Origin of the sequence: Arthrobacter sp. ATA002 (assembly GCF_026898095.1) — a bacterium.
Taxonomy (GTDB): Bacteria; Actinomycetota; Actinomycetes; order Actinomycetales; family Micrococcaceae; genus Arthrobacter_B.
Genome location: NZ_CP114015.1, coordinates 3,786,850 through 3,803,744, shown reverse-complemented (window position 1 = coordinate 3,803,744; position 16,895 = coordinate 3,786,850). Strand labels below are relative to the sequence as shown.

The 16,895-nt window shown below is 63.8% G+C and carries 21 protein-coding genes, 1 tRNA gene and 1 pseudogene; 11 read left to right on the top strand and 12 right to left on the bottom strand.

The window, feature by feature from the left end:
- Positions 1-15: 15 nt before the first annotated feature.
- The 5 genes from OL239_RS18665 to OL239_RS18650 form a co-directional block, all read right to left on the bottom strand.
- Positions 16-1,620, bottom strand: coding sequence for an HNH endonuclease signature motif containing protein (locus OL239_RS18665; RefSeq protein ID WP_268910134.1), 1,605 nt, complete (start codon positions 1,618-1,620; stop codon positions 16-18).
- Between the two features lie 423 nt (positions 1,621-2,043).
- A complete protein-coding gene (locus OL239_RS18660; protein ID WP_268910133.1) occupies positions 2,044-2,178 on the bottom strand; it encodes a hypothetical protein in 135 nt (44 codons plus the stop codon).
- Entirely contained in the window at positions 2,121-2,699 is a 579-nt protein-coding gene (locus OL239_RS20370) for a DUF4232 domain-containing protein (protein ID WP_442864179.1), read from the bottom strand. The genes OL239_RS18660 and OL239_RS20370 overlap by 58 nt, the downstream gene beginning before the upstream one ends.
- Before the next feature lie 124 nt (positions 2,700-2,823).
- Complete coding sequence (locus tag OL239_RS18655) at positions 2,824-3,522, bottom strand: YcnI family protein (RefSeq protein ID WP_268910132.1); 699 nt, start codon at positions 3,520-3,522, stop codon at positions 2,824-2,826.
- A 107-nt stretch (positions 3,523-3,629) separates the two neighbouring features.
- Complete coding sequence (locus tag OL239_RS18650) at positions 3,630-4,085, bottom strand: 23S rRNA (pseudouridine(1915)-N(3))-methyltransferase RlmH (RefSeq protein WP_268910131.1); 456 nt, start codon at positions 4,083-4,085, stop codon at positions 3,630-3,632.
- 78 nt (positions 4,086-4,163) lie between these two features.
- Here OL239_RS18650 and OL239_RS19855 point away from each other — a divergent pair, with 78 nt between their 5' ends.
- The 4 genes from OL239_RS19855 (at position 4,164) to OL239_RS18635 (ending at position 6,735) form a co-directional block, all read left to right on the top strand.
- Positions 4,164-4,553 (top strand): patatin-like phospholipase family protein, encoded by a 390-nt coding sequence (locus tag OL239_RS19855; RefSeq protein ID WP_329609302.1) that lies wholly within the window; start codon positions 4,164-4,166, stop codon positions 4,551-4,553.
- Complete coding sequence (locus OL239_RS19850) at positions 4,550-5,041, top strand: patatin-like phospholipase family protein (RefSeq protein ID WP_329609301.1); 492 nt, start codon at positions 4,550-4,552, stop codon at positions 5,039-5,041. The genes OL239_RS19855 and OL239_RS19850 overlap by 4 nt, the downstream gene beginning before the upstream one ends.
- A gap of 253 nt (positions 5,042-5,294) precedes the next feature.
- Positions 5,295-5,783, top strand: a complete 489-nt coding sequence (locus tag OL239_RS18640) for a DUF4383 domain-containing protein (protein ID WP_268910130.1) — start codon at positions 5,295-5,297, stop codon at positions 5,781-5,783.
- A 118-nt stretch (positions 5,784-5,901) separates the two neighbouring features.
- Positions 5,902-6,735: a GAF and ANTAR domain-containing protein gene (locus tag OL239_RS18635; RefSeq protein ID WP_268910129.1), complete on the top strand. Its 834-nt coding sequence runs from the start codon at positions 5,902-5,904 to the stop codon at positions 6,733-6,735.
- Between the two features lie 33 nt (positions 6,736-6,768).
- On the opposite strand, the gene OL239_RS18630 is transcribed toward OL239_RS18635, so the two are convergent.
- On the bottom strand, positions 6,769-7,044 hold the full coding sequence (locus OL239_RS18630) for a hypothetical protein (protein ID WP_268910128.1): 276 nt from the start codon (positions 7,042-7,044) through the stop codon (positions 6,769-6,771).
- A gap of 144 nt (positions 7,045-7,188) precedes the next feature.
- Here OL239_RS18630 and OL239_RS18625 point away from each other — a divergent pair, with 144 nt between their 5' ends.
- Complete coding sequence (locus OL239_RS18625; protein WP_268910127.1) at positions 7,189-7,740, top strand: hypothetical protein; 552 nt, start codon at positions 7,189-7,191, stop codon at positions 7,738-7,740.
- A 448-nt stretch (positions 7,741-8,188) separates the two neighbouring features.
- Here the strand turns inward: OL239_RS18625 and OL239_RS18620 are convergent, their stop codons facing one another.
- Entirely contained in the window at positions 8,189-8,641 is a 453-nt protein-coding gene (locus OL239_RS18620) for a hypothetical protein (protein ID WP_268910126.1), read from the bottom strand.
- Positions 8,642-8,765: 124 nt separating this feature from the next.
- Here OL239_RS18620 and OL239_RS18615 point away from each other — a divergent pair, with 124 nt between their 5' ends.
- The 3 genes from OL239_RS18615 to OL239_RS18605 are packed head-to-tail and all read left to right on the top strand — an operon-like array spanning position 8,766 to position 11,187.
- Entirely contained in the window at positions 8,766-9,461 is a 696-nt protein-coding gene (locus OL239_RS18615) for a CDP-alcohol phosphatidyltransferase family protein (RefSeq protein ID WP_268910125.1), read from the top strand.
- The gene (locus tag OL239_RS18610) at positions 9,458-10,198 is read left to right on the top strand and encodes a lysophospholipid acyltransferase family protein (RefSeq protein ID WP_268910124.1); all 741 of its coding nucleotides are present in this window, start codon (positions 9,458-9,460) and stop codon (positions 10,196-10,198) included. The genes OL239_RS18615 and OL239_RS18610 overlap by 4 nt, the downstream gene beginning before the upstream one ends.
- Positions 10,195-11,187 carry a phosphatidate cytidylyltransferase gene (locus tag OL239_RS18605; RefSeq protein ID WP_268910123.1) on the top strand — a complete coding sequence of 331 codons (993 nt, stop codon included), beginning with the start codon at positions 10,195-10,197 and terminating at the stop codon, positions 11,185-11,187. Before OL239_RS18610 ends, OL239_RS18605 begins: the two co-directional genes overlap by 4 nt.
- A 95-nt stretch (positions 11,188-11,282) precedes the next feature.
- Here the strand turns inward: OL239_RS18605 and OL239_RS18600 are convergent.
- The 4 genes from OL239_RS18600 to tadA form a co-directional block, all read right to left on the bottom strand.
- A tRNA-Ser gene (locus OL239_RS18600) sits at positions 11,283-11,370 on the bottom strand.
- A gap of 73 nt (positions 11,371-11,443) precedes the next feature.
- On the bottom strand, positions 11,444-11,785 hold the full coding sequence (locus tag OL239_RS18595; RefSeq protein ID WP_442864323.1) for a pyridoxamine 5'-phosphate oxidase family protein: 342 nt from the start codon (positions 11,783-11,785) through the stop codon (positions 11,444-11,446).
- Positions 11,737-11,928 (bottom strand): pyridoxamine 5'-phosphate oxidase family protein, encoded by a 192-nt coding sequence (locus OL239_RS20365; RefSeq protein WP_442864178.1) that lies wholly within the window; start codon positions 11,926-11,928, stop codon positions 11,737-11,739. The genes OL239_RS18595 and OL239_RS20365 overlap by 49 nt, the downstream gene beginning before the upstream one ends.
- Positions 11,929-11,988: 60 nt before the next feature.
- Complete coding sequence (gene tadA, locus OL239_RS18590) at positions 11,989-12,459, bottom strand: tRNA adenosine(34) deaminase TadA (RefSeq protein WP_442864177.1); 471 nt, start codon at positions 12,457-12,459, stop codon at positions 11,989-11,991.
- Positions 12,460-12,565: 106 nt separating this feature from the next.
- Between tadA and upp the strand changes: the two genes are divergently transcribed.
- From upp to OL239_RS18575, 3 genes and pseudogenes are all read left to right on the top strand, one after another.
- On the top strand, positions 12,566-13,201 hold the full coding sequence (gene upp / locus OL239_RS18585; RefSeq protein WP_268910122.1) for a uracil phosphoribosyltransferase: 636 nt from the start codon (positions 12,566-12,568) through the stop codon (positions 13,199-13,201).
- Between the two features lie 534 nt (positions 13,202-13,735).
- Positions 13,736-14,599, top strand: a complete 864-nt coding sequence (locus tag OL239_RS18580) for a winged helix-turn-helix domain-containing protein (protein ID WP_268910121.1) — start codon at positions 13,736-13,738, stop codon at positions 14,597-14,599.
- 58 nt (positions 14,600-14,657) lie between these two features.
- Positions 14,658-15,180, top strand: a pseudogene (locus tag OL239_RS18575) (SixA phosphatase family protein).
- A 47-nt stretch (positions 15,181-15,227) separates the two neighbouring features.
- Here the strand turns inward: OL239_RS18575 and OL239_RS18570 are convergent.
- On the bottom strand, positions 15,228-16,760 hold the full coding sequence (locus OL239_RS18570; protein ID WP_268910120.1) for a dihydrolipoyl dehydrogenase family protein: 1,533 nt from the start codon (positions 16,758-16,760) through the stop codon (positions 15,228-15,230).
- Positions 16,761-16,895 lie beyond the last annotated feature (135 nt).

Here is a 16,895-nt window from a genome sequence, read left to right as displayed (position 1 = left end):
CCTGGGCGGAGATCCTCACGCCGGCTGGACCGTTTCGGAGGCGTGCCGGACGGATCCGGGCCGCAGACCAGCACGGAAGAAGGTGTTTCGCAGAGGAATGCGGTCGGGATCCACATAGGCAGGTGGAACAAACCACGGCACGCCCGACTGCACCTTGATGCACCAGTTTTCCTTATGCACTTCATGGTGGTGATGCGAGCACAGCAGGACCCCGTTGTCTGTGGAGGTATGCCCGCCGTGGTTCCAGTAGCGAATGTGATGGGCTTCAGTCCAAGGTCCAGGAATGGTGCACCCGGGGAAGGCGCACCCTCCGTCCCTGGCATGAAGGGCTTTGCGCAGGTGCGGCGGGAAGAGCCGCTGGGCTCGGCCGATGTCCAGGATTCTGCCTTCACCGGAGAGCATGACGGGCAACAGGTCGGCGTCACAGGCCAGTTTTCGCACTGTCGCTGCGGGAACAGGACCTGAGAAGGCAAAGTTTCCGGATCCTGCTGTCACGTTGGGCAGGGGTTCCGGCCCATTCATCGGCTTGAGGATCGAGCTGAAATCGAAGCTCTGCAGCAGGGATGCCGAATCGATCGTCACCATGACCTGTGGGCGGAGACCACCGGCAGCGGGCACGCCCCCGGCTGCGAGGGCCGCTTTCGCTGCATCAATAAGTCCGCCCAGCAGTCGCTGGGGACGGCTGCGGCTGTTCAAACGGGAAGCGGTGGCCGGATCGGGGCGTGTGCCGTCCAGTCCTTCGGCGGCCGGATCATTTCCACCGTGACCTGGTGCGGGGATTATCTGAATCCGCGGTCCTGCGGCTGCATTCATCACCGTCAGCAGCGTCTCATGCTGGTCATCGGTGCAGTAGATGTTCAGATGATTGAGGCCGTTCCTTTTCCGGCCCGGAAAGATTCCCTGAAAGCGTCGCAGTTCCTCGTCCGTTGGCTCGGCGCCATCCTGGTCAACCAGAAGCACCCATCGGTGTGCCGCCCGGACGAGAAAATCCGTGTCCTGACGGGACGCCAGGGCAGTGAGGTCGGCTTCTATGGTTGTAACCGCAGCGGAATCCGTACGGTGCCGGACCCGGTCCACAGCATTGGTGATAACAGCAGCGGCCGCGGAGGAGACCAGGCCGCTTGCGCAGCCTTCCGCGAGGGCCGGCAGGCCCGCTGGGACGGGCTGTCCGCCGGTGCTGCTCGAGGGCAGCAAATAAGCGGCCAGCCTGAGCCGCCGCTGTGCTTCGGCGCGGCTGATACGCAGACGGCAGCGCATGTAATCTGCCGTGCTGCGGAATTCGGTACGGACTTTTTCAGCCCTCTGCAGCGCACTGGAACCCGGCGGTTGTCCCCGCGTGTTATTCCGCCCTGAGGAATCGACAGTTCCCGCAGCCGAGGGTGTACGAGCAGCGGGTTGGGCAGCGTAGGTTTCGGATGCATCCGTTTCGAAACCATCTGGCTTTCTGCCGGCTTGATCTCTGCCATCTGCATCGCGACCTCCTGCGCCGCTGTCGTCTCCGAAGGTTTCGGTGACGCGGTGTGTCTCCAAAGCTCCGGCGCACACCAGTTGGAGGTATTCCACCCGCCGGGAAATGGCTTCGATGTCTGCCGCAAGGGTGGCTGCTTCTGCCGGAGCCATCAGGGCACTCGCTTGCACAGCGTGGCGGCTCAGGTGTTGAACTGTCTCGGCGGCTTCTCCTACGGAGGCGAGGAAGGAATCCACCGGACAAAACCCGGGGTAACCCCCGCAGTGCCGGGAAGCTCCACGCCGGTCGGGACCGGGACCGGGACCGGTACCTTGCCGGTTTTCACTCCAGGGGATGTCTCCATAAAACAATTGTTCGGGAAATAGGGGACAGTGTCCGGAAGGAATTTTCCTAAGTGGATAAGTCCTTGGGGCAATGGGATTTGAAGGGCCTGTGGAGGAACGCGCCCCGCCATACGGCGCCAGGAATGCGCCCCGCCATACGGCGCCAGGAACGCGCCCCGCCATACGGCGCCAGGAATGCGCCCCGCCATACGGCGCCCGCGAGCCTATCCCCGCCATGCGGCGCCGCGGTGCCTAGCGCTTTTGCAGGGGTCCGATGCTCAGCAGCTCAACGTTCGGATTGGCGCAGGCAAGAATCCCGTGGTCGATGTTCAGCGATTCAAGGTCCTCGGGCGGGTATACGACCAGCTGCGTTGCCGGTTCGGACACACAGTCAGCACCATAATTCTCGGCACGGGTCTCCCTAGTTCCGAGACCACAGACTGGTTCGGTTCCAGAAGAATCGGTTCACCGGTAACGGCTTCGCCGGAACGGACAGCGGCCGCACCCAGCTGCTGCCCCGCAGCATTTATGTAGGACACACCCGGGTATCCCGGCGCCGCGGTGCAGGGTGCCGTTGACACGTTGGTCAGTACCAACGACCGGTAGACACTGCCCGCAGCTCCACCACCGATACTCTCTTCCACGGAGCCCGCCAGATCCGCAACGGAACACGAGCCCGGGCCAGCGGAAGGTGCCGGAGCCGCGGCCGTCGCCGACGCCGTCGGGTCTCCGGCGCCGGGAGCAGAAGTTTCCGGTCCACTGGCCGGTGCGCCCGCACTCGATGAGGCAGAAGAGGGCGCCGGCGACTCGGACGATGCCGTCTCCCCGCCGCCGGATCCGCAGCCGGTAAGGGCTAAGACGGCACCAATGGCCACAGCGGATACTGACGAAGACTTCCACAACCGCATATTCATAGCCTTACCCTGTCCTCAGGGATGGGGAAGCGTCAATTACAAGGCGTCGGACTCCCGGTAAATGACGCAGCAAAACGTTAGGCTTTCCGCGTGCGGAACAGTGCGACGCCACCCAGTATCAGTCCGAGCACACCGGCGCCCAGACCTGCATACCCGGCAATTGCCGCAGCTTCCAGATCGTCCTCGTCCACAGCACCCTCCTCTTCGGCGCCCCGCGGTCCTCCTCTTGGGCGCCCCCGCGGTCCTCGGCGCCATGCGCGTCGTCGTCCGCGTGGTCTCCGGAACCCCCGGAGATGGTGAAGGCCGGCGCCGGAGACTCGAGGTCGGCGTCGGACTGCTCCTCTGCCGGAAGCTGAGCCCAGTCTGTTTCACCCTTGGTGCACGTCTGGAGAACGGGGAACGCCATCGTTTCTCCCGCCGCATCCGGAAGCCGGACGGTCAGCTGAAAGGTGTCCCGTACGCCGTCGGGCAGCGGCTCGACGGCGGTGAAGACCACCTGGCTCGTCCGCGATCCGATGCTGGTGCCGTTGTCCAGCACCTGCGGCTCGGCGAAATCCTCCGTAGCCTTGCTGATCGTCCACCCCGGGTGTGCCGTCGGAGTCGCATCGGTGATCTGTTCCGGAAGGGTGACCGTCACCGCCGTCGTCGGCGAACCCGCACAGCCGTGGGAGAGCTCAAAGGTAAGGAGCGCGGACTCCCCGGCCTCCGTGGAGTCCGGATGGACGTGGACATGTGCAGAGGCGGCGCCCATCCCGGCAGCCATTAGGACGGCAGTTACTCCGGCGGCCGCCAGGGAACGGGAAACAAGCGAATGCATGGAGAACCTTTCGGGGCGCAGGACGCGCATGGCCGGCGCGGGGTTGCTGCGCCGGAGATATTTGGGGAGCTTCCACTGTACCGGGACCGTTTGGACGGGCCCGGCAGCTACTCGTGGTGGTAGGGGCGGCCGCCGATGATTTCCTGAGCGCGGTACACCTGCTCGGCCAAGATGAGGCGCACGAGCTGGTGCGGGAAAACCAAAGGGGAGAGGGACCAGATGAAATCGGCACGCGCATGGACGCTGTCATCGACTCCGTACGCGCCGCCAATAATCAATGTGACACTGCGGGAATTGTCGAGGGGTTTCTGCAGAGTTTTCGCCAAGGCAGGAGAGGTGATGGTCTTGCCCCGCTCATCGAGCAGGATGACGTAGTCAGTGCCGAGCTTGGACAGGAGCCGTTCCGATTCCTCCTTGCGGGCGGCGTCACCCTCGCGCGCGGAATGGGGTATGGACACCCAGGTGAGGTCTAAGGGCTTCTTCAGCCTTTTCTCGTAGCGGCGAATACCATCGACAACCCAGTCTTCGTGTTTCCGGCCAACCATTAATACGCGCAATGCCATGCCTCCATTGAATACCCCGACACCGTGACACGGAAAAGTTGTGGGCGGCATCACCCGGCGCACGCCTAGACTGCCCGCATGACTAACAAACATGAGACGCGCGCCGTGGTGCTTGGGGGTGGCGGAGTAGCAGGGATCGCATGGGAAACGGGAGTCCTGGCTGCCCTGCTGGAGCACGGCATCCAAGTGGACGACGCCGACCTTGTGGTGGGAACGTCAGCCGGGTCCGTCGTCGGGGCTGCCCTGCGGTTCGGGGTGGTGCCCCAGACGCTCGCGGCGCAGCTGCGCGAAGACGATCCGGCGGAGGCCGTCGTGGAGCGGAGGGAGGTGACGCACTTCAGTACCGAGGGGTTCCTGAACATGATGGCAGACGCCGCCCGCGGTCCGGGCGGGGAGCAGGCGGCGAGGGCACGGCTGGGTGCTTGGCGCGTGCCGCGGGGCAGGGGCTTTCGGAGGACGCGTGGGTGAGCACGATCCGTTCCCTGCTGCCATATCCGACGTGGCCGTCCAAACCGCTGAAGGTGACGGCGGTTAATGCCGACGACGGTGCCTTCGCGGTTTTCGACGCTGCATCAGGCGCCGACCTGGCGCTCGCAGTGGCGGCAAGCTGCACCGTGCCCGGCGCCTGGCCGCCGGTCGGCATCAACGGAACCCCGTACATGGACGGCGGCATGCGCTCTGCGGTTAACGCTGACGTGGCGGCCGGCTGTGACAGGGTCCTGGTGCTCTCATGTGGACCTGAAGCTCCGGAAAGCCCGTTCGGACCCACACTGCCCCAGGCCATGAAGCGGCTCTCTGAAGGTTCCGAGACGTTCCTGATTGAGGCCGATGCCGCAAGTGTGGCTGCCTTCGGAACCAACGTGCTGCTCGAGTCCACGCGGCGTCCTTCGGCTACGGCGGGATGGGAACAAGGAAAGGCGGCAGTTGACGCAGTGAAACGCTTCTGGGGCGCCTGAGGGGCTCACCGCCCAGTTTCTGGGACGCGGCTCGACAATGCGTGTTCGGAATCCGCGCCCGAGAACTCTGGCCCTTGAGAAAGCGGCGACACGCCCAGTTTTATTCATGCTGCTAAGCATGCTTGCTATATTGGGGAATCGCGCGTGGAAGCCGCGGAGGCCTGAAACTAAACCGCTTAGGACAAGTGGGCTGCACCCGTCCAGGAAGGGTGCAGGGGCTCCGCTTATGGAAACCGCAGATAGGAGAAGCTTCATGGCAACATCGGACCGTACTGCAGTGAGTGCCGGACGCACCAAGATACAGACCGCATCCCTGCTTGTGGGTGCAGTTTTCCTGCTCGTTGGGATCATGGGATTCATCCCGGGAATTACCAGCAATTATGATCAGCTGACCTTTGCCGGACATCACTCTGAAGCATTGTTGATGGGTGTATTCCAGGTATCGATCCTTCACAACATTGTGCATCTGCTCTTCGGTGTCGCAGGCCTTCTTTTCGCACGGTCTGCCTCCGGGTCACGGATTTACCTGATCGGCGGGGGCGTCATCTATTTGCTGCTCTGGCTTTACGGCCTGTTTATCGGCCATGACTCCAGCGCAAACTTCCTGCCGTTGAACAGTGCCGACAACTGGCTGCATCTGGTGCTCGGCGTGGGCATGGTGGGGCTGGGTGCCGTCCTGTCCCGCAAGCGGGAGACCCCCGGACCGCCGAGCCCCGGTAAAGCCGCGGCTGCAGGAACATAAGCACCAATACCAGCACCACTCCCTGAAGGCAGGCGCGGCCATCGCGTCTGCCTTCAGGAGTTTCTGCCCATGAACGGGCTGGTTTCCGGATGCGCCCGGCAGAAGTTCGGTGCTTAATTTGAAGAGCGAGCAACCACCCTGCGCTCATCCCCTCAACGAAATCGGTGTCATGACGAACTACGAGAGCTACTCGGTGCAACTGACGGAAGCGGAACCAGGCACTCAGGGCAAGGCGGACAGGGATTATTCAGGGCTCCTGCAGGACATGGTCCTTGAAACCAGCGATGTTCAGAACTTCCTTGAGGATTTGGCCCGGTTGACGGTCGACTCTCTTTCCACGCCCGGGATGGAAATATTCTGCGGTGTGACCCTGCTGCGCCCAAACCGTACCGGAACGGTGGCAAGCAGCAGTCCTGAAGCACTGCAGATGGACGAGGTGCAGTATGAGTTTAACGACGGTCCATGCCTGGAAGCAGCACGAAGCAACCGCACGGTGCTGGTGCCGGATGTAAGCCGGGAAGCCCGGTGGCGGGAGTATGCCGGAGCGATTTCCGAGTTCGGACTGAAATCCATCCTGGGTGTGCCGATTCCTCTCGACGGCGAGGCCCAATGCGGATTGAACATCTATGTACGGGAGGCCGGCGCATTCACCGATGAGATGGTGGGCGAAGCCGAAGAATTTGCGCGCGGCGCTTCCAAGTCACTCCGGCTTGCCGTGCGTATTGCGCAGTTGGCCGAGGGCCGCGAGAATCTCAAGGCGGCTATGGCCTCCCGAACCACCATCGACCTTGCCATCGGCATCATCATGGCCCAGAACCGGTGCGGCCAGGACGCTGCCGTGGGTATTCTCAGGGCAGCCTCCAGCGCCAGGAATATGAAGCTGCGTGATGTGGCTGCTGCAGTCGTTGCTTCCGTCAGCCAGCAGGAGCCGAAGACCCACTTCGTGGACTAGAGCCGAAGTTCACGGACAGGCCCGGCAGGACGGCTACACCCGGTGCGGAGGGAGCTTTGTCTTGGGACGGCCCTCGGCTTTGCCGCCTTCCACTCCTCCCATGATTCCGGTGTCACCGATGTAGCGCCGGCCGGAGACCTCGTTCCAGCGCGGCGATGAGATTTCCTTCCGCACCAGCCACCGTCGCTCGTCGGCCGATTCGAGGATGACGAGGCTCCCTCCACGGGTCACCTGGTACGCATATTTCAGCTCTTCGGTGTCATCCAGTTCTTCAGCAGGTCCATCTGCTCTGAGGATACGCACAGACATTGCGGCTCCGTCGGGTATGCCGGCAATCCGTGGTTGCCGGTCTGCGGCCCCAGAATATGCCCCCGGGGTAATCCTGGGAACAGGGAGCCGGGCGCGGAATATACTCTCCGTGCGTACACTTCCGGTTAGATAGGCAACCCCACAATGTCATTAGCGCTGTTCCTTCGAATCGGCATCACGACATTCATCGTCCTGGCACTTGCCGCGCTGGCCGGGTGGGCACGTAAACATCCCAACCGTTCCCCGGCCGATGCCGAACGCATCCGCATGCCCAAAATTGTGGCGATAATCGGCTGGCTGGTCGCGTCTGCGGGACTCCTGACGGGTTTGGCTGCCTTCACCTCTCCGGACGCCGCGCTCGGTGCCCGCATTGCGCCGGTGGCCATCATGGCCGCCGGCCTGGCTCTTGTGGGTGCCTACTGCAACTTCTACGTGGCTCCCCGCACCTATGAGATCGCTTTCCGCAGCGTGTTCGGCAAGGAGCATGTCCGTGCCTACAGCGATATTGGCCGCTACCGGGTCAGCACCGCAAAAGGCCAGCGGTTCCTAACGATGAGATTCACCGACGGGACCAAACTCAGTCTGAACATCAATACCTTCGACCTGACGCCCGCACTTCGCGCCATGGATTTTCACCATGCCACCGGCCGCTGGCCGGTCCGTCCCGAAGCGCCGCAAGAAGACGCCGCACGATAGCTCCAGTGCCGCATGACAAAACGAAAGACCCCGGTTCCCTTTGTTGACACGACCCCTAGAACCCGCCCTTTGTTGACACGGTAACCGGGGTCTTTCTCATATGGCGGTCACGGTGGGATTTCAAAGGATTCCGGTTTACTTACCTGCTGATTGATGCGGTGCACACAATCCGTATCGGCGGCATCAACAAATAATATGAGTGAGAGCCGGCAGACCGCGCCCGAGGAACAGCCGCAGTAACGGCTGTCCGGTCTCAGTGTTCAAAGTCGCCGGAGCGCTCAATATAAAGGCCCGGCAGATTGCTGGGTCGATCCGCGACGCGACGCCAGTGGAATGAATACCGAGTAGAACGCACCCCAGCAAATCCAGAACACACTCGAGGCGAGCCGTTCAGGGATTTCAGGGAACCCGCGGCGAACCGTAGCCGCAATCCCGGATACTGCCGCTGTCACCACCACGAACCGGACCATTCGGCCAGGCACGCTCCAGGCAAGAAACGCCACGAGCGGGGTCCGCTGCAAGCCGGCCGCCCGCGCGTAGAGCTTGTACGGGACACCGCGGAGGGGCCCCGCAGCAAAGAAGCGGCCCCGGACTCGGCGATCTCCTGCTCCACCCCGCTGATCATGGCGTCCGTGACTGCCGGAACTTTCACCAACGCTTTACGCGAGGTGTTTGCGGCGACCGTGCGGCCCCACCAGTAGGTCACTGTCCCTCCGGCCATTGCGCCGCCAAGGGCGGAGACCGTGGTGCCGAGCGCGCGTTTCGGCCGGCGCAGCCCCACCCGGGATGTCCACACATCGGGGACAACAAAGAAGAACGTCGCTTCGGCAAAGCCCCAGGCGCCCGCGATTGCGTGGTCCCGCAGGGTGTTCTGGAATGCTGAATTGCGCCGGGCTCTCATGATTACACTGTAATGAATGGTGAAGTGGAATCACGGGATTGATCGCGGGTTGCTGCCGGTTCCGCCCCGCGGTTCGCATTAGCGTATGAGCTACGGCAAAGGGCCAAATGAACGGAAACTCCATATGAGCCACGGAACGGACAGACGGGAAATTCCGCAGCGCAGCAGCCGGTGGGCGGCAAAATCTGCAGATATTCTTGCGGCGGCGAAACTCACCCCCAATCAAATCTCATTCGGTTCAGTGGTGTTCGCCGCAATCGGCGCCGCTGCGCTTATTTCGTCGGCGCATGTCGACGACGCGATCATTCGTGCTGTCCTTCTGGCCGCGGCTGCTTTTTGTATACCGCTGCGGTTGCTGTTGAACATGCTCGACGGAATGCTCGCCGTAGAAAAGGGCATGAGTTCACCGGTGGGCGATATCTACAATGAATTGCCTGATCGGATCTCCGACGTGCTGTTCCTGGGGGCAGCTGGCATTGCCGTTGCCGGGCTGGTGACCGCCGGCGGGGTCGATTTCGGGGTGACGCTGGGATTCCTTGCAGCGATACTCGCCGTACTCACCGCCTACATCCGCTGCCTCGGCGCATCCCTTGGCACGGGAAACTTCTTCGACGGGCCCTTGGCCAAGCCGCACCGCATGTGGTTGCTGATGATCGGCGTCCTGGTAAGCGTCGCCGAACCGTGGCTTCCCTGGTCGGAAGGGAGCGCGCTGTTCGTGACGCTGGCGCTCATCGCGCTGGGCTCCCTGCTCACCTGCACCCGCCGGTTGCGCCGTGTCAGCGCAGCGCTGCGAGCCCGCAGCAGGGACATGCCGGCATGAACGTCGGCAGGGCCTCCCGGCGCAGCCTCGCGAAACTCATCAGCGCCTTCGCCGGTGCGCGCGTGGTGACTGCCGCTGGAGAATCTGTACTGGATCTACCCGGGCAGGCCATCTATTATGCGAACCATTCGAGCCATTTGGACTTTCTCACCATTTGGGCCGCGCTGCCGGCAGAGCTTCAGCAACGTGCCCGCCCCGTGGCCGCCCAGGACTATTGGGGCGCGGGGGTGCGTAAGGCTTTTGCCGAACAAATCTTCAACGCCTATTTGGTCGAACGCCACGGCTCCAGCAGCCGCCGGCAGCGCACGTCTGACTCGGGGGTCAGCCCCAAGGGCCAGGTGGAGGGCATGGCTGAGGTGCTGGCCGCGGGGGACTCGCTGATTATCTTCCCTGAAGGCACCCGCGGCGACGGTGACACGATCGCCGCGTTTCACGGCGGACTCTACAAACTGGCCCGTCTCCACCCCGAGGTGCCGGTGGTCCCCGTGACGCTCGCCAACCTGGGACGGATCCTGCCCAAAGGTGAGGTGATCCCGGTGCCGCACCTCTCGACTGTCATCTTCGGCGAGCCCCTTCACCTTGATCCTGATGAGGACAGGCAGACGTTCCTGGCCCGCGCCCGGGAGGTTCTCGTGGAAAGCCTGGCTAAGCATCAAGGCCCGCAATCCACAGATACCCCTGGACAGGACGACGGCGTCCCGGACTCTCACAGCCAGGCCCGGCAGGACGACCTGTGAGCGGCTGGGAACTGGGTTTGCTGGACGCGTCGTCGCTGAAACTCCTCGGCGGCGTCGTCGTTGTTCTGGTGTTAGCCACCGTGATCGCGTGGCTTCTGGGCCGCCGCTTGGGCACCACGGGCACCATTGTGAACCTGAAGCAGCGCATCAACGCGTGGTGGTTGATGGTCGCCCTGATAGGCGCTGTCCTGGCAGCCGGCGAGACGGTGACGATTGTGCTGTTCCTGCTGCTGTCGCTTCTGGCGCTGCGCGAGTTCATCACCATCTCACCGACCGGCCGCGGCGACCACAAAGTGCTCGTGTGGCTGGTGTTCATCATCCCCGCGGTGCACTACTGGTTCCTGTGGGAACACTGGTACGGCATGTTCAGTGTCTTCATCCCGGTGTATGCCTTCCTCTTCCTGCCGGCGCGCAATGCACTCGCCGGGCAGACCACCGGGTTTCTGCAGCGGACCGCGGCCATTCAGTGGGCGCTGATGGTGTGCGTCTATGCCTTGAGTTACGCCCCGGCGCTCCTGCAGCTTCCCGTAGCCATGGAGGCAGGCCGGGATGCGGCCGAAGGTTCGGCGCCCGGGACCGGCGGGGCTACCGGCGCGCAGCTGCTGCTGTTCCTGCTGATCGTGGTACAGGGATCCGATGTGCTGCAGTACGTGTGGGGCAAGACGCTCGGGAAGCACCCGATCGCGCCGAGCGTGAGTCCCAACAAGACCTGGGAAGGGTTCATCGGGGGAGTGCTTTCGGCCACCGCCCTGGGGGCTGCCCTATGGTGGGTCACACCGTTCACCCCGTTGATGGCCGCGCTCCTGGCTTTCATCTCCTGCGTGATGGGCTTCGCCGGAGGGCTGGTGATGTCCGCCATCAAGCGCGACCGCGGCATCAAGGACTTCGGCTCCACCATCCCCGGTCACGGCGGCATCATGGACCGCCTGGACTCGCTCTGCTTTGCGGCACCGGTCTTCTTCCATGCCGTGCGCTTCTTCTACACCTGACATCGGTTACTGCTGCGAGACCGCTGGACCTGCTCTCGGCAAAGCAAAAGACCCCGCTTCCCTTGATTTACAAGGGAAGCGGGGTCTTTTTCAGTTGGCGGTGACGGTGGGATTTGAACCCACGTTGGCTTTCACCAAACAACATTTCGAGTGTTGCACCTTCGGCCGCTCGGACACGTCACCAACGCGTCAACCTTACCGGCTAAAGCGCCGGGTCCCAAAACGGCCGGTTCCACGCCTTCGGCAGGGGGAGGAACTAGAGGTCGACGACGTCGTTCCTGCCGATGTTGGGGGTGTCCCCGGTGACGGCGCTCTTCGCGATCTTGAACATGCTGGCCACCCGGGGTTCGTCGGAGGCCCAGTATTCGGCCGTGTCCGAGTCGACCTTGATCAGGGCGATGGAGGGATCCTCGCGGCCCGCTTCAAACCAGGCGGCTGCCGATGTCTTCCACAGTTCTTCGATCTTGGCCTCGTCCTTGGTGATGGACGCCGTGCCGCTGATGGAGAGGTAGCCCTTGGAGTCATGAACGGAGACGTTCACGTTGGGATTCATGCGAATCTCGTCAGCTTTGGGGGAGGGTCCTGCGTGAAGAACCAGAGGTTTCCCTCGGAATCCGTTTCCTGCAGCTCCAGCGGACGGCTCACCAGATGACCTCTGGCATCCACTGTGGTCAGCTGCGCAATCTTGGCGTGTTCGAGGATTTTGACGACTGTATCCAGTCCGTCCTGATCTGCACTCATTGAGAAACTCCTTGGATTCGGGGTCTGAATTAGTAAGCCTACGTATGAATCCCGCAGCTGTCAGCCTGATCGCCGAGAGCCGAAAAAGTCAGTAAGCAGCTTCGCGCACTCCGCCTCCCGGGCCTCGGGAAAGACCTCCACCCAATGGTTCAGCCGGCGTTCGCGGAGAATGTCGAAAACCGAACCGGATGCTCCGGCCTTCTCATCCCAGGCACCGAACACCACCCGCGGAATCCGCGCCAGCACAATCGCGCCGGCGCACATGGCACAGGGCTCGAGGGTTACCACCAGGGTGCATCCTTCGAGCCGCCATTCGCCCACAGCGGCTGCGGCCTGGCGGATGGCCACCACTTCCGCGTGCGCTGTGGGGTCACCGCTAGCCTCACGTTCGTTGCGTCCGGTGCCAATGACGGTCCCGTCCGGACCAATAACGACGGCGCCGATCGGCACGTCCCCGGTGGAGAGGGCTGTGCGGGCCTCGGCAAGGGCAAGGTCCATCCACGCTTCATGCTGCGCTGTAGGGGGCATCATGGTCCTATCTTCCCGCAGATCCCCACGTCTTCCCGCAGTTCGCCGCCGCCGGCGGGCAGGGCTGCCGCAGAGGGGGGCGGCCCCTCCGGAATGGTAGTTTTGAAGCATGCGCGTACTTGTAGTGGATCACCCCCTTGTTGCCCACAAACTCACCGTTCTCCGGGATAAAAACACCCCCTCGCCGGTGTTTCGACAGCTCACGGAAGAACTCGTCACTCTTTTGGCTTATGAAGCCACCCGCAACGTTCGCGTTGAGCCCGTACAGATCGAGACTCCGGTCACGTCAGCGGTAGGCACGGGCCTGGTCAAGCCCACCCCGCTGGTGGTTCCGATCCTCCGCGCCGGCTTGGGCATGCTTGAAGGCATGACCCGTCTGGTTCCCACCGCCGAGGTCGGATTCCTGGGCATGGCCCGCAATGAGGAAACCCTCGAGGCGATTACTTATGCCGAGCGGCTTCCGGATGACCTCACCGGACGCCAGGTCTTTGTTTTGGACCCCATGCTGGCCACCGGCGGGACCCTCCGCGAGGCCATCAAATTCCTGTTCAAGCGCGGCGCCGCAGACATTACGTGCATCTGCCTGCTGGCCGCCCCCGAGGGGCTGGAAATCCTGGAGCAGGAATTGGCCGACGCTAACGTCACCATCGTGCTGGCCTCGATTGATGAGCGGCTGGACGAAAAGTCCTACATCGTTCCCGGCCTGGGTGACGCCGGCGACCGGCTGTACGGCGTCGTCGACTAGATCCGCCGAAAAACAAGAGAGGTGTCCAGTATGTGGACACCTCTCGCAGTGCTTGACTCGCACCTGTTTGTAAGATTACTTACCGACGGGTGCTTTTTCGTGCCCGCGGCGTCGAATTAGCCGACACCTGCGGGGTTTGCACGCCCGTACCGTGCCGGAAATCCCGAACTTCCCGGGCGCTGACCGCGGGGTGGTCCCGGGACGTATTTTTCCGCCGCATCCTGTGAGGTGCATCACTTTTACTGCGTTTCCGTCCGCATGGTGAGACAACATCCGCATTATTACTTGCGTGTACGCCTTTGTTACATGCAATAATCCGTAATGTGAACATCCACACGGCAGCACCTGTCGCAGTCCTTCCCACCGGCCCCGCCGGCGGGAAGACGTGCTGTTGTCGAATGCACGCCTGAGTTACCCACCCCCATTTCTCAGGCACCACTCAGGCCCAACGACGGGCGAAAACTGCGCCATCTCGACCCGGGCACACCCCCAGCATTCGAGCGTGATGACGGTCATTCACATTGAGGTTGCAACATGTCAGTAGCATCAGGGTACGTACACATTTCACTGCGCAATGCGCAGAACCGGGCCGGTGCCGTTCAGCCGGGTGCAGCAGGGGACTTTCCCCGCCCGTATGGCGGTGCGACGTACGGAGCCCAATACGGGATTCAGGGGTTTGGTCAGCAGTTGGCCCGGCCGCTGCAGCCGGTAGTCCAGGCCAGCGACGCATCGCCCATGACGGCGCCAACGGCTGTTGTCACGCCCAACGGGATTCCCGGCCCCCAGTCCGTCAGCAACGACACGGTTGCCCGCGGGTTCGTCATCTATGTCGGACTCGATGAAGACACGGCAGCGGCCAACGGAACATCCCTGACGAAACTGGCCCAGGAAGTCCGTGCCTACATTCAGTCGCTCTGCCCCGGCGCGCAAAGCCACGCAGCCGTAGCGCTGGCACCGGCAGAGGCCCCGGGAGCCGATATCGACGTCGTCCGCCAGGCGCTGGGCGATCCCACCGCCCAGCGCCGCCCCCGGCCGGAAGCTTCGGCACCGGTGCAGGCGCAGAGCGCTCCGCGCCCGTCCGGAGTTCTGATCGATCTTTCCCGCCGGGAAGTGCACCTTGACGGCGACACCCTGAACCTGACCTTCAAGGAATTCGAGCTGCTCAATTACCTGGTGGAGAACGCCGCGAGGACCGTGGGCCGCGAAGAGCTCCTGGCCGGACTGTGGCGCAACGCCGAAGAAGTGCCGAACGAACGGACCATTGACGTCCACATCCGGCGGCTGCGGTCCAAGCTCGGCCGGCTGGCAAACACTGTACGGACCGTCCGCGGTCAGGGGTACCGCTTTTACGAGCACCCCGAGGTTGTGGTCTGGGCAGCGCCCGAATACAGCATCTGACGGATCGGCGGTGCCGCGCCCGGAAACCGGGTGCCGGCACCGCCGATAGACTGGGCCCATGAGCGGCCACCACCTGAAAAAGCTGATGCTCCTGCGGCACGCGAAGGCGGCTTGGCCCGGGACGTCTCCGACCACGAACGGCCGCTGTCCAGCCGCGGCCACCGGGACGCCCCGCTGGCCGGACGGTGGATGGTGGAAAACAACTCCATTCCGGATTTCATCCTGTGTTCGTCCGCCCTCCGCACCCGGCAGACCTGCACCTGGATCTGCGAGGAGCTGGGCGACAAGGGGCCAACCCCAAGCTGGAAGACAGCCTGTACAACGCCGCCGCAGCGCAGATCCTCAGCGTGATCAACAATGTTCCGGAAACGGTGACCAGCCTGCTGGTGATCACCCATCTTCCGGGCGTGCAGGACCTCGCGATGCGGCTGGCCTCCGTGGAGTCGAACGAGGACGCGGTAATGGAGATGGCCACCGACTATCCCACGTCCGGGCTGACCGTCATGGAATCGGCCAAACCGTGGGCCGAACTCGACGGGCGGGATGCCTGGATCACAGACTTCATCGTCCGGCGGGCCTGACGGAGCGGCCTAACCGGCGCCGGGGCCGTTCGCAGGCCGTGCCGGACTCACAGTCCGTATTTCTCCAGCAGCCGCAGCCAGATCTCGCTAATCGTGGGGTACGAGGGAACGGCGTGCCACAGCCGTTCCAGCGGCACTTCGCCGGTAATGGCAATGGTCGCCGCATGCAGGAGCTCGGAGACTCCGGGACCGGCAAAGGTCATGCCCACAACCACCCTGCGGTCTTCGTCCACCACCATCTGCGCCCAGCCGCGGTAATCGTCGGCATACAGCGATGAACCGGCAACCGAGAGCTCCAGCGAGGTCTCCGAAACATTGACGCCGCCGGCCCGGGCCTGCTCCGCAGTCCGGCCGACCATGGCGATTTCCGGATCGGTGAAGACCACCTGCGGCACGGCGACATGGTTCGCCGTCGACGCTTCCCGGCTCCAGGCCCGTGGAGCCGCGGCGGGAGCCAGCTCTCCGCGGGCACGGGCCGATATCGCCGCACCCGCGGCACGTGCCTCGTACTTGCCCTGGTGGGTCAGCAGCACCTTTCCCGCAGCGTCCCCCACCACATAAAGCCAGTCAGTGCCCCGCACGAGGCCCGAGTCGTCCGACTCCAGCCGCCCGCTGTCCATGTCCAGTTCCTCCAGGCCCAGTTCTTCCAGCCCCAGATGAGCCAGGGCCGGCGCCCGCCCGGTGGAGACCAGCAGCCGGTCAGCGGAAAGCACCGAACCGTCCTGCAGGCACAATTCCACGCCACCGTCAGCCGTGCCGCGCACAAAATCCGCTGCGGTAAACGTGCGCACATCCACGCCGTCGGACACCAGGCCCGCCTTGACCAGCTCGCGGGCCTGCTCCGGATAGGAGTCCAGGATGTCGTGCCGGGCCACCAGGGTCACCCGGGACCCCAGCCGTGCCCACGCCTGCGCGAGCTCGGTGCCGGAGACTCCGCCGCCAAACACGATCAGCCGCGGCGGCACCTCCTGCGCCGAGGTCGCCTCCCGGGTGCCCCAATATTCGACCCCGTCCAGGCCCTTCAGCGGAGGCGGAGTAGGGACGGAACCGGTGGCGAGCACGACGGCGCGGCGGGCAACGATGGTGGTGGTGCCGGCGTCGTCGTAGTCAACAGTCACCTCGCGGGGACCGGTCAGCCTGCCCCGGCCGCGCACCAGCCCAATGCCGGCGCCCTCCACCCATTCCGCCTGGCTGGAATCGTTCCAGTGGGAAGTGAAGCTGTTCCGGCGGTCGAGCACTGCCTGCGCATCCAGCATTCCGGTCCCAGCCTCGCGGGAGCCGGCCACGGATCTCGCGGCAGCTAGTGCAGTTCCGGGCCGCAGCAGTGCTTTGGACGGCATGCAGGCCCAGTAGGAACATTCGCCGCCGATCAGGGCAGGCTCCACGAGCACTGCCTCAAGTCCGTCCTGCACCACCCGGTCCGCGGCGTTCTCACCCACCGCACCTCCGCCCAGGACGACGACGTCGGTCTCCAGGCGCCGCGGGCGTGATGTGTCATCCGCGTCCCGGCGCCCGGCCTCCCTGTGTCCTGTGCTGCCATTTCCGGTGCTGTCCGGTTCCGTGCCGTCCTGTTCAGTCATGCACAGAGCTTGGCACGCGGGGCGGGAATGCGAAACCCTTCCGCGGGGCGCCGGCGGGAGGCGGGTGGGGCGGCCGCCGCGGGAAACGGGGAGGTCAGCACCTAGGCTGGTAGGACTGCCCACTGCGTTAGCTAG

Excerpts from the sequence above, each read along its gene's own strand:
- OL239_RS18650 (WP_268910131.1), bottom strand. The coding sequence starts at position 4,085 with ATGGCATTGCGCGTATTAATGGTTGGCCGGAAACACGAAGACTGGGTT.
- OL239_RS20365 (WP_442864178.1), bottom strand. The coding sequence starts at position 11,928 with ATGAGTGCAGATCAGGACGGACTGGATACAGTCGTCAAAATCCTCGAA.
- OL239_RS18630 (WP_268910128.1), bottom strand. The coding sequence starts at position 7,044 with ATGTCTGTGCGTATCCTCAGAGCAGATGGACCTGCTGAAGAACTGGAT.
- OL239_RS18620 (WP_268910126.1), bottom strand. The coding sequence starts at position 8,641 with ATGAGAGCCCGGCGCAATTCAGCATTCCAGAACACCCTGCGGGACCAC.
- OL239_RS18665 (WP_268910134.1), bottom strand. The coding sequence starts at position 1,620 with ATGGCTCCGGCAGAAGCAGCCACCCTTGCGGCAGACATCGAAGCCATT.
- OL239_RS19855 (WP_329609302.1), top strand. The coding sequence starts at position 4,164 with ATGACTAACAAACATGAGACGCGCGCCGTGGTGCTTGGGGGTGGCGGA.
- OL239_RS18580 (WP_268910121.1), top strand. The coding sequence starts at position 13,736 with ATGTCAGTAGCATCAGGGTACGTACACATTTCACTGCGCAATGCGCAG.
- OL239_RS18610 (WP_268910124.1), top strand. The coding sequence starts at position 9,458 with ATGAACGTCGGCAGGGCCTCCCGGCGCAGCCTCGCGAAACTCATCAGC.
- upp (WP_268910122.1), top strand. The coding sequence starts at position 12,566 with ATGCGCGTACTTGTAGTGGATCACCCCCTTGTTGCCCACAAACTCACC.
- OL239_RS18640 (WP_268910130.1), top strand. The coding sequence starts at position 5,295 with ATGGCAACATCGGACCGTACTGCAGTGAGTGCCGGACGCACCAAGATA.
- OL239_RS18655 (WP_268910132.1), bottom strand. The coding sequence starts at position 3,522 with ATGCATTCGCTTGTTTCCCGTTCCCTGGCGGCCGCCGGAGTAACTGCC.
- OL239_RS20370 (WP_442864179.1), bottom strand. The coding sequence starts at position 2,699 with ATGCGGTTGTGGAAGTCTTCGTCAGTATCCGCTGTGGCCATTGGTGCC.
- tadA (WP_442864177.1), bottom strand. The coding sequence starts at position 12,459 with ATGATGCCCCCTACAGCGCAGCATGAAGCGTGGATGGACCTTGCCCTT.
- OL239_RS18615 (WP_268910125.1), top strand. The coding sequence starts at position 8,766 with ATGAGCCACGGAACGGACAGACGGGAAATTCCGCAGCGCAGCAGCCGG.
- OL239_RS18625 (WP_268910127.1), top strand. The coding sequence starts at position 7,189 with ATGTCATTAGCGCTGTTCCTTCGAATCGGCATCACGACATTCATCGTC.
- OL239_RS18570 (WP_268910120.1), bottom strand. The coding sequence starts at position 16,760 with ATGACTGAACAGGACGGCACGGAACCGGACAGCACCGGAAATGGCAGC.